Origin of the sequence: Salinibacterium sp. ZJ450, from assembly GCF_011751885.2 — a bacterium.
Lineage (GTDB): Bacteria > Actinomycetota > Actinomycetes > Actinomycetales > Microbacteriaceae > Ruicaihuangia.
The window spans coordinates 3,488,976-3,502,089 of sequence record NZ_CP061771.1 but is presented as its reverse complement, the minus strand read 5'-3'; the positions used below and the strand labels follow the sequence as shown (position 1 = coordinate 3,502,089).

Below are 13,114 nucleotides of genomic sequence, written 5' to 3'. Positions count from 1 at the left end.
TACGCAGCCGAAAGTAACTCCACCAGTCCTCTCGAACTATTGGTACCCCCTTATCTGAGAGTCCCCTAATTAGGGGCCACCAACCCTTGACTTGCTAGAGCCTGCGTGGAGAGTTGGTCGGGAACACCTAGACATCAACGACCCGAACAAGCGCGCGGCGACCCTACGACCGTCGCGTTTGATCGTTTAGGGGAAGCATGCGCTACGTCCTGGGCATTGATATTGGAACCAGCTTTACTGCCGCCGCCATCGCCCGGCTCGGCGATGAACCAGACCCACGACCGCAGGCGCTGAACCTCGGCCGACACGGTGCGTCGGTGCCCTCGGTGATTTTCCTGGATGACGATGGTCGCGTCCTGGTCGGGGAGGCTGCCGAACGGCGCGGGCTCGGTCGACCCGACCGGATGGTGCGAGAGTTCAAGCGCCGCATTGGGGATCAGGTTCCCATCGCCGTGGGTGACCTGCAGATCTCCGCAGAGCACGTCTTCGCCACAATGGCACGCTGGGTCGTCGATCGCGCGGAGGAACGAGAAGGCGCCCCGCCCGAATCGGTGATGCTCTCGCACCCGGCCAGCTGGGGTACGTACAAGACCTCACTCGTGCGCAGTGCGCTGGCCGGAGTGGGCCTCGCTGATGTCATGCTGCTGACCGAACCGCAGGCGGCGGTGCTGCATTACGCCACCGAGAAGCGAGTGGACATCGGAACCACCATCGCGGTCTACGACCTCGGCGGTGGAACCTTTGACGTGGCCGCCGTCACGAAAACCGACGCGGACAGGTTCGACGTGCTGGGGGTCGCCGGCGGCCTGGAACGGCTGGGCGGCGCCGACTTCGACGACCTCGTGTTCCGGCACGTCGCGACGAGCCTCGGCGATTCCGTCGATGCTCTCGACGCCACCAACCCTGCCGTGCTGATCGCGCTGTCACACGTTCGCCGGGAGTGCCGCGAGGCGAAAGAGGCCCTCTCATTCGACACCGAGGCCACGATCCCGGTGCTCCTTCCCGACACACAGACGCAGGTGCGGCTGGTGCGTTCGGAGTTCGAAAGCATGATCAGTGACGCTGTTCACGAGACCATCCGCGCGTTCACCGAAGCCCTCGACACTGCCGGGGTACGGCCAGCAGATGTCGGCGCCATTCTGCTCATCGGCGGTTCATCCCGCATTCCGCTGGTTTCGCAGCTCCTGTCGGAGCAACTGGCGCGACCGATTGCGATCGACGTCGATCCGAAAGCCTCGATCTCGCTCGGAGCGGCGTTCGCAGCGGCCAGTTCCCAGCTCGCGGCTACTGCGATAGATGCAGCGGATGCCGCTGACAGGGCTGAGATACCGGTGGCTATCGTGCCCGTGCGCGCCGGCCTTGGCTCCCGTCTGTCGGCTCGTGTCGCCGACCGAGCCGCGCAGTTCAGGGCGGCGCATCCACGGGTGAACCTGCACCTGACCACGGCTGCCGCGATGGCCGGAGCGCTGGCCCTGACCGGCGTGGTGTGGCAGGTCTCCACCGAGCTCTCCGAGTCGCAGCCTCCAGCCAGCTCCACCGCCTCAGAAGCCGATGCCGACGCCGACGCCGACGCCGGCATTTTGGGATCAAAACGAGCCGCCGCTGCGCCTGTTGCGAATCCATCTGGGCCCGACGCGGCGCTACCGCCGAGCACTCCCGGCGCCGCTCAGCCCGCGCCACCCGCCAGTCGGAATGGCAGCCAACGGCCTCCGAATGCGGGCATGATCGGTGATACCAGACCCAATGTTCCCCGCTCGGCGGTAACGCCGCTGGCTCCTCAGCCTGCCGCACCAGGCAGTGGAGGAAAGCCGGCGACGTCGTCACTCACGCCGGGGTCGCCCGTAACTCCCCGGCCTGAGCCGACCCCGCGGACCACGCCCGATCCGACGCCGCACCCCGTACCTGACCCGACCTCCGATCCCGTGCCAGACCCGGTACCGAGCCCCGCGCCAGACACAAACCCCGATCCCGTGCCACACCCGACGCCGGATCCCACGCCTGATCCGACACCGATCCCGGTACCAGGCTCGACGCCAAACCCAGATTCGACGCCAACGCCCATACCGGATCCCCCGACCGAGCCCACCCTCGCCCCAACAGAGACGATGACGGCGGGTCGGTGACGATGACGGTGATCGGGGAGACGGTAGCGGCCGCGCGCGAGCACGATCCGCTCCTGCGCGCCGACATCGCCCAACACGCCGCCGCCGCACTCGGCGGCCCTGCTCCGGCCGAACTGGTCGACGAACTCACTGAGATCACTGGTGGAATCCCGTGGCTGGTGCACCGCGCGATGGAGCTGTTGAGGCAGGAGGGCCGGCGCGCGCTCTCGGGCTCTGTGCTGTCGCGGGCGACCGTCGCGCAACTGCGACGCGAACTGGGAGACGTCGGTGGAGACTTGCGCGAATTGCTCCTGGCCCTGGCCGTCGGCTTCGACCTGTCCGACACGCTTCCCCCTGCCATTGAGCAGCAATCCGGGCCGGGCGTTGACACCCTCGTGGCGAAGGCCCAGGCTGAGGGCCTGCTGCTGCCGAACGGCACGGTGATTCCCCTGCTGCGCGAGGCGCTGCTCGAAACCACGCCGACATACCGGGTACGCGCGCTCCAGCGAACACTGGTCGACACCCTGACCATCGAGCACCGCTCGCTGAGCGACGTGGCGAGAAGCCTGGCACGAAGTGGCCTACACGATCACAGGATCGCCAGCGCCCTGGAAACGGCAGGCGATAGGCACCTGGCCACCCAGCCGACGCTCGCTTGGGCGCTCTACGAGGAGGCCGCCGCGGCCGGTGCGGATCCCCTCGCCACCGCCGCCAAGCGCGCCCAGGCCGCGTCAGCCACCGGCAGCCTGGATGGGGCCGCCCGGATCCTCGACGATCTGCTCAGCCACGACGACCCGCCTGACATCGCCCGCGCTGTCGATGTGGGCGCCTCGATCTGGGCCCGGCGCGGCATGCTCGCCCGCAGCACAGACCTGTACCGGTGGCTCGGCGCAGCACGGGTCGGCTCGTCGGCCGGCCTCGCCGCTGTTGCCATGCTCGGCACTGGTGACAAAGACGCGGCCGGCGCGATGCTGAATGGCGCTCCCGCAACAGGTTCCCCCTCGCTCGCCTCTGTTGCCGTGACCTCGATGGGCCAGGGGGCCCTCGACTCCGTGGAGGGCCGCACGAGCCGCGCCCTGACGACGCTGATCCGGGCGTCCGATCTGATGACGGCATCCCGCGTCGCCGGGCCGGTGCCCGAAACCCCCGCCGCACTGGCCGCCGTGGTCGCCTTGCACAATGGGGAACTGGATGTCGCGGACTCGGTCATCGATAGCGCGCTCCGCGGCGGTCAGGGCGGGCAGGCCTCGCGCTCGAGGCTGTTGCTGCTGCAGGCGTGGACCGCCATGCAGGGGGACCGCCCCGACCGAGCGCGTAAGGCGATCACACGGGCCACAGCGGGTACCGACGGCCTGGCCCCGCGAGACGACCTCATGCTCAGCGCGTTGGAGGTCGGTCTCGCCCGACGTGCCGATGACCTCCCCGGCCTGGTCAGGGCGTGGAAGATCGCGCGGGAGAGCATCCTGCACGTGAGCACCGATCTCTACAACCTGCTACCTCTCGGTGAACTGCTCACCACCTCAGCCCGCTTGCGAGATCGGGCACGCGTCGAATCGCACCTCGCCGACGCGTGGTCGCTGCTCAAACGACTGGGTGATCCGCCACTGTGGTCCATCCCCCTGCACTGGGCAGCGGTCCAGGCGGCGATTCTCGCCGAGAAGCCCGCAGAGCTGATCCCGCACGCGGCGGCGCTGGCTCACGCTGCCAACGAGAACCACTCCGCGGCGGTGCTCGCCGCCGCCGGCAAGGCGTGGGTCTCGGTGCTCGCAGGCGATTTCGACGTGCCAGCCGTCGAGGAGGCCGCGCGAGGGCTTGCCACCGTCGGCCGCACCTGGGAGGGTTCCCGCCTCGCCGGGCACGCCGCCGCGCGAGCGGATGAACGTCGAGACGTCGCACACCTGCTCGCCTGCGCGCGTGAGCTTCATCCCGGGTTCGCAGCACCGGATGTCGCGGAGCACCCAGCCTCGCCCGCGGGCGCGCGCTCCGGAACGGCGAGGGACGAGGCTGGCCTGAGCGCCCGCGAGCGCGATGTGGCCGGGCTCCTGCTCGAGGGCAAGACCTACTCCGAGATCGGCGAAGCGATCTTCATCTCACCGCGCACGGTCGAGCACCACGTCGCGAGAATCCGCCGGCGGTTGGGGGTGACGACGCGTTCGGAACTGCTCGCCCAATTGCGGATCGCCCTCGACCCGCACGCCGAATCTCCCCCCACCCCCTATTCGCCCATGCCCCGAGATCACAGGCAGGGATGACGCGAGTAGGGGACGCATCCCCGATGCGTGCCGGAACTGGCCAACCGTAGCTTTCTAACCAGCCGGGCACTCCGCCCAGCAGGCGACAGACACCCGAGTCGAGTCGTCGTAACCCCAAGATTGAGGATGCGTTCATGCCCACTATCACCACCATCCTGCTCGACTTCCTGCTGAGCCTGCTCCGGGACCCGGAGGCCGCAGAGAAGTTCCGCGACGACCCCGACAAGGTTCTCGAGGAAAACGGTCTCGGCGATGTCTCGCTAGAAGACGTTGACGCCGTGATGCCGGTCATCCTGGACCAGTCCCCGATCTCGTTCGACCGTGACTACAACATCGGCGACAGGGACCGTGGAAACGACCGTGGGAACAACGACCACGGACGCGACCACGGACGCGACCACGACGATGACCGCGGACACAACGACGACGACGACCACGGCCACGCGGTGCAGCAGCTGACGCACATCGTGAACAACTACTCGTACAGCGACACCGACACCATCACGGACCTGTCCGTGAACCAGAACATCTGGGCCAACGGTGACGTGCAGCAGTGGTTCAACAACAGCGCTGTCATCGCCTCCGGCGACGACGCAATCGCTGCCGGTGACGACGCCTGGGTCGACAACTCCACCGACAACTCGGAAGACAACTCGGAGGACAACTCGACCAACATTTCCGTCGACATCGAGGACTCGCTCAACGAGGAGATCGACATCGAGGACTCCTTCAACGACAACAGCGACAACTCCGACAACAGCGACAACTCAGTCGACAACTCGATCGAGGTCGGCGACGTCGATCTGGACGTCGATGTCGAGGACTCCTTCAACGACAACTCCACCGACAACTCGGTTGAGGTCGGCGACGTGGACGTGGATGTCGAGGACTCGTTCAACGACAACAGCGACAACTCGGTGGACAACTCGGTCGAGGTCGGCGATGTCGACGTGGATGTCGAGGACTCCTTCAACGAGACCGACGTCGAGGTCACCGATTCGTTCAACGAGACCGACACCGAGGTGGACGTCGACGTAGACATCGACGACTCGTTCAACGAAATCGAAGACGCCATCGTCGTTTCCGACAACGAGGTCGACGTCGAGGTCCAGGCTGAGGACTCGACGTTCTGACCAATCAACCCGAGCACAGCCCGGCAGGAGATTCCTTCCTGCCGGGCTTGTGCGCGGTTACTGTGAGCCACAACGCAAGGAGACATCGTGGTCGAACTGGTCAAGCTGGTCGAGCAGGCAATCACGCTGACGAACGCGGGGGATCGTCCCGATCTTCGCAACCGCTTGGAACAGACACTGCGGAGGATGTCGGATCCCAGCACCCGGGTGATCGTGGTCGGCGAATTCAAACAGGGCAAGAGCAAATTGATCAACGCCCTGGTCAACGCTCCGGTCTGCCCGGTCGACGACGACATCGCCACGGCGGTGCCCACAATCGTGCGCCACGGCCATGAGCCATCCGCGGTGATCATGGTGCCGACCGCGGCGCCCGACTCCATCGAGAACGGCGAACCCGAACTCGAGCGCACGCCGGTGCGGATCGAGGATCTCGCCGACCACGTCTCCGAGCGCGGAAACCCCGGCAACCGCCGGCAGCTCGCAGCCGCCGAGGTGTTTCTTCCCCGGGAGATTCTCGCCGGCGGGCTGTCGATCGTCGATTCCCCGGGTCTCGGCGGGCTGGACTCCGCGCACTCACTCACCACGCTCGCCGCTCTGCCCAGCGCGGACGCGGTGCTGTTGGTGTCCGACGCATCGCAGGAGTACACGGCCCCGGAGGTGCAGTTTCTCCGCCACGCCCTGCGCATCACCCCGAATGTGGCCTGCGTGCTGACGAAGACCGATCTGTACCCGGATTGGCGCCGCGTTGCCGCGCTCGACCGGGCGCACCTCGACGCCATCGACCCCGACATCCGCCTCTTCCCGGTGTCCTCTGACCTGCGACTGCTGGCGGCTCGACTCGCGGATACCGAACTGAACGCCGAGTCGGGCTTCCCGGCGCTGATTGGTTACCTGCGGGAGAACATCGTGAGCCAGTCCGAGCGGCTTCAACGACGCTCAGTAGCCCACGACCTCGCATCGGTCAGCGAGCACCTCGCCATGTCGCTGCAATCCGAGCTGAGCGCGCTCGAGAACCCGCAGAACACGCCGCAGCTGATCGTGGAGCTGGAAGCGGCGAAGGAACGGGCAGACGAACTGCGGCGGCGCTCGGCGCGCTGGCAGGTCACCCTCAACGACGGCGTCAGCGATCTGGTCGCCGACATGGAGTACGACCTGCGCGACCGGATGCGCAGCATTCTGCGCGACGCGGAGCGAGCCATCGACGACGCAGACCCCGGGCCGATCTGGGATGACCTGAGTGACTGGCTGAAAGAGCGGGTGGCCTCCGGAGTGTCCGACACGTTCGTCTGGACGAACGAGCGCGCGCAGTGGCTCTCGGCGCAGGTCGCCGAGCATTTCGCCAAAGACGAGCTTCCGCTTCCGGTGATCGGAGTCGACGACACGGATGACGTGCTCAATCCGGTCGAACCGGTTGCGGTGCTGGATCCGGGACGCCTCGGGCCCCTGCAGAAGGTACTCATCGGCATGCGCGGCTCATACGGCGGCGTGCTGATGTTCGGTTTACTGACCGGACTCATCGGGATGTCGCTGATCAACCCCTTCTCGATCGGCGCCGGCGTTCTGATCGGCGGAAAGGCGTACCGTGACGAGATGGATGTGCGACTCAAACGACGTCGCGCTGACGCGAAGACCCTGGTGCGTGCCCACATCGACGAGGTGATCTTTCAGGTGAGCAAACAGCTGAAAGACCGGCTGCGGGTGGTGCAGCGCGCCACCCGTGATCACTTCACCGCCATCGCCGAGGAACACCACCGCTCGCTCGGGGATTCCGTTCTCGCCGCCCAGCGTTCCGCGACCAGCTACAAGTCCGAAAGCGAGCAACGGATCGCCCAGATCAGAGCCGAGCTGGTGCGGGTGGGCGACCTGCGCACCCGCGCCGAAGCTCTCAACTCGCGGCCCGCTGTGGTGGGGCAGGCATGAGCGCGGCCACCGTCGACGCGGTCGCCGACCTGCTGCGACAGTTCCGAGCAGCATACGGCGACGATCCCGAGGCGCTGGCAACCCTCGACGGCCTGGCCCGTCGGCTCGAAGAACCGCTGCGTGTGGCCATCGCCGGCATGGTCAAGGCGGGAAAGTCGACGCTGCTGAACGCGATCATCGGCGAGGAGATCGCGCCGACCGACACCGGAGAGTGCACCCGGATCGTCACCTGGTACCGCTACGGCGATACCCCGCGGATCACCCTGCATCCCATCGACGGAGAGCACCGAACGCTTCCCATCAAGCGGACACGCGGCCGGCTCGTCTTCGACCTCGACGGCACCCGAGCCGAAGACGTGGCGCGGTTGAGCGTGGAATGGCCGGCGAAGGCCCTGCGCACCGTCACTCTCATCGACACTCCGGGGATCGCCTCGCTCTCTGAACAGGTGTCCGCCCGATCGATGGCGTTCCTGACGCCTGAGAACGCATCCTCCGAGGCCGACGCCGTCGTCTACGTGATGCGCCACCTGCACAGCGTCGACCTCAGCTTTCTGGATGCCTTCCGCAGCAGCGGAGTCGGCGGCTCCGGCCTCGCGAACGCGCTGGCGGTGCTCTCGCGCGTCGACGAGATAGGGGCGGGCAGGATCGACTCGCTCATCTCGGCCCAGGACATCGCCGCCCGATACCAGCACGACGAGAGCCTGCGCTCGCTCGTGCTCGGTGTTGCGCCTGTCGCGGGACTGGTCGCCCAAGGGGCGCGAACTCTCCGGCAGGCGGAGTATCGGGCACTCGTCGAGCTTGCCCGGCTCGACCGCGACGAGCGTGAGCGTCTGATGGTGTCTGCCGATCGATTCGTTCGGCCGGTCGACGGCGTCACGACCAGTGCCCAGACGCGCGCGGGGCTTCTGAGCAGGTTCGGCCTCTTCGGCATCCGGTTGGCCGTCGTGCTCATTCGCGGCGGGGTGACCGACTCCAGCGAGCTCGCCCAGGAGCTCGCGCGTCGCAGCGGCCTCGACGATGTGCTCCGACTGATCAGGGGGCAGCTCGAAGCGCGCGGCGAGCACCTCAAGGCCCGCACGGCACTCAGCGCGGTGCAGCAACTGCTGGGCAGCCGCCCTCGGCCGGGCACCGAACAGCTGGCCGCGTCACTCGAGCGCATTGAGGCCAGCGCGCACGAGTTCCGTGAGCTGCGACTGCTGACCGAGGCGCGCACCACCGGGCTTCCGCTGCCGCCGGCCGTGGTGTCCGAGGCCGAGCGGCTCATCGGCGGGGAGGGCTTCGAGGCGACTGAACGACTGGGGCTCGACGAGTCGGCCCCCGAGGTTGAGGTGCGCGCTGCCGCGCTGGCTGCCCTGCAGCGCTGGCGCACGCTGGCCGAGAACCCGTTCCACGATCGTGCGGCGGTGGACGTCTGCCAGCTGATCGTGCGCAGTTGCGAGGCGCTTCTTCTGCCGACCGAGGGCGGGTTAGGAACGGATGCCGCGACCGCGCGTGCCCGCACGGAACCACCGGCCGGCTCCTGGCAGGAAACTGACTATCAAGCCCAGCGCCGCCAGTAGCAACTGCGCGGCGACCAGCGCCAGGACGGTGAGGCCGGCTTCGCCCTGCCTGACAACGAACGCCGCCACCAGCACGGCGACCGCACCGTGCACCAGCAGGAGCGCAAGGAGAAGCCACCTGGCGCCACCTCGTCTGCGCATCATCGCGGCCAGCAGCATCGCTTCGGCAAGCACCACCGCGGCCAGCGCCCCTAGGCTTCCCCAGAACACGATCGTCGCCGCCGTCTTCACGGTTTCGGCGTCGCGGTCGGGTTGCAGATCGGTGACGAGGCTCTGCAACTCTGTCAGCTGGGTGTCGCGGGCAAAGAACGCGAAGACCATGCCGGTCAGCCCGGCAACGAAACTCAGCAGCCAGAAGAAGCGGGACACCTTCACAGCCCTGGGCGGCGGAATCGTCGGCGGGATGGGAGCAGGTGCCCGATTCGACATCTCGGGTCGGGGCGGTTTGACGACGAAGTCGCTGCCACCCCCCTCTTCCGACACCTAGGTAATGTAACCCGAACAGGGCGCAGGCGCTAGGTCACAGCTCAGCGCACAATCACCGTCGGTGCCGCCAACCGCGCCAGCAGCCCATGGCTCACCGAGCCGAGCATCAGCCGGGCGACCCCGCTGCGGCCGTGACTGCCCACCACCACCAGGGTGCCCCGCTCGGCCTCGGTGGCCAGCGCCAGGGTGGCGTCACCGTCGAAGCAGACCGGCTGCACGGTGAGCTTCGGGTACTCCGCGCGCACCTCCTCCAGCGCGTTCTCGAGGGTGTCCGCGGCATCGCGACTCAGATCATCGTAGAAGCTGGCGGAATCGATGAACTCGGCCCCGGGAACCACCGGCAGCGTCCAGGCGTGCACGGCGATCAGCGGCTGGCCGGTGCGCGCCGCCTCCGCGGCCGCGAACTGCAGCGCGTGCGCGGAGTTCTCCGACCCGTCGACGCCGACCACAATCCCGCTCCGACCGGTCAGATCCATGTCCGGGATGACGGCTACCGGCGAGTCGCTCGCGGCGGCGATTCGCAGCGCCTCCACCGCGCGCCGGCTGGGGCTGCCGTGCTGCTGCCAGTCACTGCCGACCACCAGCAGCTCGTAGTCGTTCGAGAGCTCCGTGAACACCCGCATCGGGTCGCCCTGCTCGATGCTCGAGGTCACCTCCAGCGTCGGGGCGGCGGTGCGCGCAGTGGCGGTCGCCTCGGCGAGCACCTGCTCGCCACGCTGCGTCGCCGCCTGCAGCAGCTCGGTCTTGCGGCTCTTGACGATCGACTCGTCGATCACGTGGATGATGTGCAGACCGAGCCCGCGGCCCGACGCCTGGTCGATCGCGAAGCGCAGCGCCCGCCCGCTTGCCTCGGCCGAATCGACAACATTGACCAGCACTCGTCCCGTCACGGTACGCCTCCTCGCGTCAGCCCAGAACAGGGCATCCGGATGCTGCTCACGCTAGCCGATCGGATGCCGCGGCGCGACGGCCGCGGACGCCTGGAGGAAGAGCCAGCGTGGGCCGCTCGGCCTACTCGATTAGTTCGGGCGTCGCAGCGTGCGTCGCCGATGAGTGAACCGCACTTGGGTACTGCGCACCCACGACGCGCTGCTGTCAAACATCGGCAAGAACATCATCCGCGCCCGGATCTCGGCATTGGGGCACCGCACAGTGGGCGGACGACGGCGAGCTCACCGTCGGGAGTCGATAACCGAAGCCCTCTGCATACGAATGGCGCCCATCCGGAACGATGGGCGCCATTCGTGTGTCGCAAGAAACGCGGAGCTAGACCACAACTTAGTCCGTGAAAGACGTGTTCAGCCAGGCTTCCCACAGAGTCGCGATGGAGGCGTAGTCCTTGCTTCCTAGGCCCGCAGCGTTGGCGAGCTCATAGACGGTGTGGCTTCCTTGAATAGCGAACAGCGGGACGCTCCGTGCTTGCGCGAGTGCGAGCGCGAGCCGAGAATCCTTCAGTGCGGCGGAGGTCGGCATGCCTCCCTCGTAATCACCGTTTCTAATCCGCTCCCGGTATCGATGGTTCAACGGTCTGATCAGCCCACCCTCGGGGTCCACGAGCAATTCAGTGAGCGGCTCACTGCCGATGCCGTACGCGTCGGCGAGGGCGGCAGCCTCCGAGAGAATCACCATGACGGCGTGCGCCACCGCATTATTGATGACCTTCGCAGCCATCCCGGCGCCTGGGTCGGCGAAGAACAGCAGATCCGTTGAGATTCTTTCGAGTACAGGCCGCATTGGGTCGTTCGACTCGTCGGGCACTCCGCCCACGAGCAGCTTGGCTTTTCCCGCCTGCATCCCCGCGACACCTGAGAATACGGCAGCGTCAACCAGGCGCCCACCGCGCTCCTCGACCAGGCGCCTCATGGACAGCACGTCATCTGGAAGCACGGTCGATGTTTCGATGACGGTCGCGGTATCCGGAAGGATGTTCATTAGCTGGGAAACCACGGCAGTTGAAATCTGCGGGGAAGGCAGCGACAGGATAACGACGTCGCTGTTGCGAAGGTCAGCGAGGTCGTCGACTAGTCGCGCACCGCCGATGGACGACGCGTTCCGTCTGCGATCGCCGCTGATATCGAAGCCGGTGACTGCGCCACTCTTGGCGACCTGATGGAGTATTGCCGCCCCCATGTTGCCGAGGCCGACGACGGCGACGTTCACAGGTGCATTACTCATTGGGGTCCTCGCTCACGGCGAACGGGTCGACGAAAGAATTTGATGTATCGATCAGGACATTTTTCACTTGCAGGTAGGGATCGAGCGCTTCTTCTCCGCGCTCCCTGCCGAGCCCGGATTTCTTGTACCCGCCGAACGGGGCCTGTGGAGCCGAGACGCGGTAGGTGTTCACCCAGACGGTGCCGGCCTTGAGTTCAGCGGCGACCCTGTGTGCGCGGCCGAGATCTTTCGTCCAAATGCCTGAGGCCAGCCCGAATTCGGATGAGTTCGCCAGTCGCACTGCGTCAGCCTCGTTCGCGAACCGGGTAACGGCAAGAACAGGTCCGAATACCTCCTCGGAGGCCAGCTGAGACCCGGGATCGACGTCCGAGAAAACTGTAGGCGCGACGAAGAATCCGGGCAGACCGTCCGTTCGACGCCCCATACCCGACTTCTGAACGGCGCCTTCGTCTCGCGCACGAGATATGAAGGCGTTCACCCTGTCGCGTTGCGGCTCGTTGGCGAGAGGGCCCATCTGGGTGGAAGGATCGAACGGGTCGCCCAGTCGAATCCGCTCTGCGCGTTCAGCGACGCGGTGCGTGAATTCGTCGTAAATTGAGTCCTCAACCAGAAGTCGCGAGCCTGCGATGCACGTCTGGCCTCCGGCCGAGAAAATCCCCATCAGCGCTCCGGCGACTGCCCTATCGATGTCCGCGTCGGCGAAGACGATGTTAGGTGACTTTCCGCCGAGTTCGAGCGTGACGGGAACCATGTTCATTCCTGAGGCCGTCGCCACAATACGCTTGCCGGTTTCCAAGCTGCCCGTAAAACTTACGTGCCCGAGCCGGGGATCGCTGACTAATGCATGACCGACGTCGCCGCCTCCAGTGACGACGTTGATGACGCCGTCGGGGAACCCCGCCTTTTCGACGAGGTCCACCAACGCCAACGTACTGAGAGACGCGTGCTCGGATGGCTTGATGACAACGGTGTTCCCGCAGGCCAGAGCCGGAGCAAGCTTGTTTGCCAGTAACTGCATCGGCGAATTCCATGCGGTGATGACACCTGCCACGCCGATCGGTTCGCGGCGCGTGTAGTCCAGATACCGAGGATCGTCGAGGGGGATCGCTCGTCCCCACAACTTATCGGCATAACCGGCGAAGAAATCGTAGTTTCGGGCGGCAAACCGCGCCTGGTTCACTGTCTCCGCAACAAGCTTTCCGTTGTCAGAGGATTCGAGGCGTCCGAGCGACTCAGCGTTCTCGCGAAAAAGCCGTGCCAGATTGTGCAGCAGCTCAGCGCGCCGATGACCGGATGTCCGTGACCACACGGTGTCGAACGCGTCCTGTGCGACCCCGACTGCCTCGGTCACCTCATCGGCGCTCGCATTCGGAATCGTTGCTATCTCTGCAGTGGTGTAAGGGTTCACGACGCTCAATTGAGGGCGGGAACCATCACGGCGACTGCCGCCTATCAGCATGGATGTTTGCATGTTCTCTGGTTTCTTT

Annotated in this window: 9 protein-coding genes; 5 read left to right on the top strand and 4 right to left on the bottom strand. The window is 66.3% G+C overall.

What is annotated here, in order from left to right; all coding sequences use genetic code 11:
- The first annotated feature begins 197 nt into the window (after positions 1-197).
- The 5 genes from HCT51_RS16935 to HCT51_RS16915 all read left to right on the top strand — a co-directional run bounded on the left by HCT51_RS16935 (position 198) and on the right by HCT51_RS16915 (position 8,966).
- On the top strand, positions 198-2,123 hold the full coding sequence (locus HCT51_RS16935; protein ID WP_166880270.1) for an Hsp70 family protein: 1,926 nt from the start codon (positions 198-200) through the stop codon (positions 2,121-2,123).
- A 2-nt stretch (positions 2,124-2,125) separates the two neighbouring features.
- Positions 2,126-4,354, top strand: coding sequence for a helix-turn-helix transcriptional regulator (locus HCT51_RS16930; protein ID WP_224760790.1), 2,229 nt, complete (start codon positions 2,126-2,128; stop codon positions 4,352-4,354).
- Between the two features lie 134 nt (positions 4,355-4,488).
- Positions 4,489-5,487: an IniB N-terminal domain-containing protein gene (locus tag HCT51_RS16925; protein ID WP_166880268.1), complete on the top strand. Its 999-nt coding sequence runs from the start codon at positions 4,489-4,491 to the stop codon at positions 5,485-5,487.
- An 87-nt stretch (positions 5,488-5,574) separates the two neighbouring features.
- Positions 5,575-7,407 carry a dynamin family protein gene (locus HCT51_RS16920; protein WP_191413664.1) on the top strand — a complete coding sequence of 611 codons (1,833 nt, stop codon included), beginning with the start codon at positions 5,575-5,577 and terminating at the stop codon, positions 7,405-7,407.
- Positions 7,404-8,966: a dynamin family protein gene (locus HCT51_RS16915; RefSeq protein ID WP_166880265.1), complete on the top strand. Its 1,563-nt coding sequence runs from the start codon at positions 7,404-7,406 to the stop codon at positions 8,964-8,966. Before HCT51_RS16920 ends, HCT51_RS16915 begins: the two co-directional genes overlap by 4 nt.
- On the opposite strand, the gene HCT51_RS16910 is transcribed toward HCT51_RS16915, so the two are convergent.
- From HCT51_RS16910 to HCT51_RS16895, 4 genes are all read right to left on the bottom strand, one after another.
- The gene (locus tag HCT51_RS16910; protein WP_166880264.1) at positions 8,874-9,449 is read right to left on the bottom strand and encodes a hypothetical protein; all 576 of its coding nucleotides are present in this window, start codon (positions 9,447-9,449) and stop codon (positions 8,874-8,876) included. The two genes, HCT51_RS16915 and HCT51_RS16910, sit on opposite strands and share 93 nt — an antisense overlap.
- A gap of 44 nt (positions 9,450-9,493) precedes the next feature.
- Positions 9,494-10,342 (bottom strand): universal stress protein, encoded by an 849-nt coding sequence (locus tag HCT51_RS16905; protein ID WP_166880261.1) that lies wholly within the window; start codon positions 10,340-10,342, stop codon positions 9,494-9,496.
- A 388-nt stretch (positions 10,343-10,730) separates the two neighbouring features.
- On the bottom strand, positions 10,731-11,612 hold the full coding sequence (locus tag HCT51_RS16900) for an NAD(P)-dependent oxidoreductase (protein ID WP_166880259.1): 882 nt from the start codon (positions 11,610-11,612) through the stop codon (positions 10,731-10,733).
- A gap of 7 nt (positions 11,613-11,619) precedes the next feature.
- Positions 11,620-13,098 (bottom strand): aldehyde dehydrogenase, encoded by a 1,479-nt coding sequence (locus tag HCT51_RS16895; RefSeq protein ID WP_166880256.1) that lies wholly within the window; start codon positions 13,096-13,098, stop codon positions 11,620-11,622.
- Positions 13,099-13,114: the final 16 nt, after the last annotated feature.

Bases quoted from the DNA above. Each gene is read 5' to 3' on its own strand.
- HCT51_RS16915 (WP_166880265.1), top strand. From the start codon at position 7,404: ATGAGCGCGGCCACCGTCGACGCGGTCGCCGACCTGCTGCGACAGTTC.
- HCT51_RS16895 (WP_166880256.1), bottom strand. From the start codon at position 13,098: ATGCAAACATCCATGCTGATAGGCGGCAGTCGCCGTGATGGTTCCCGC.
- HCT51_RS16930 (WP_224760790.1), top strand. From the start codon at position 2,126: ATGACGGTGATCGGGGAGACGGTAGCGGCCGCGCGCGAGCACGATCCG.
- HCT51_RS16935 (WP_166880270.1), top strand. From the start codon at position 198: ATGCGCTACGTCCTGGGCATTGATATTGGAACCAGCTTTACTGCCGCC.
- HCT51_RS16925 (WP_166880268.1), top strand. From the start codon at position 4,489: ATGCCCACTATCACCACCATCCTGCTCGACTTCCTGCTGAGCCTGCTC.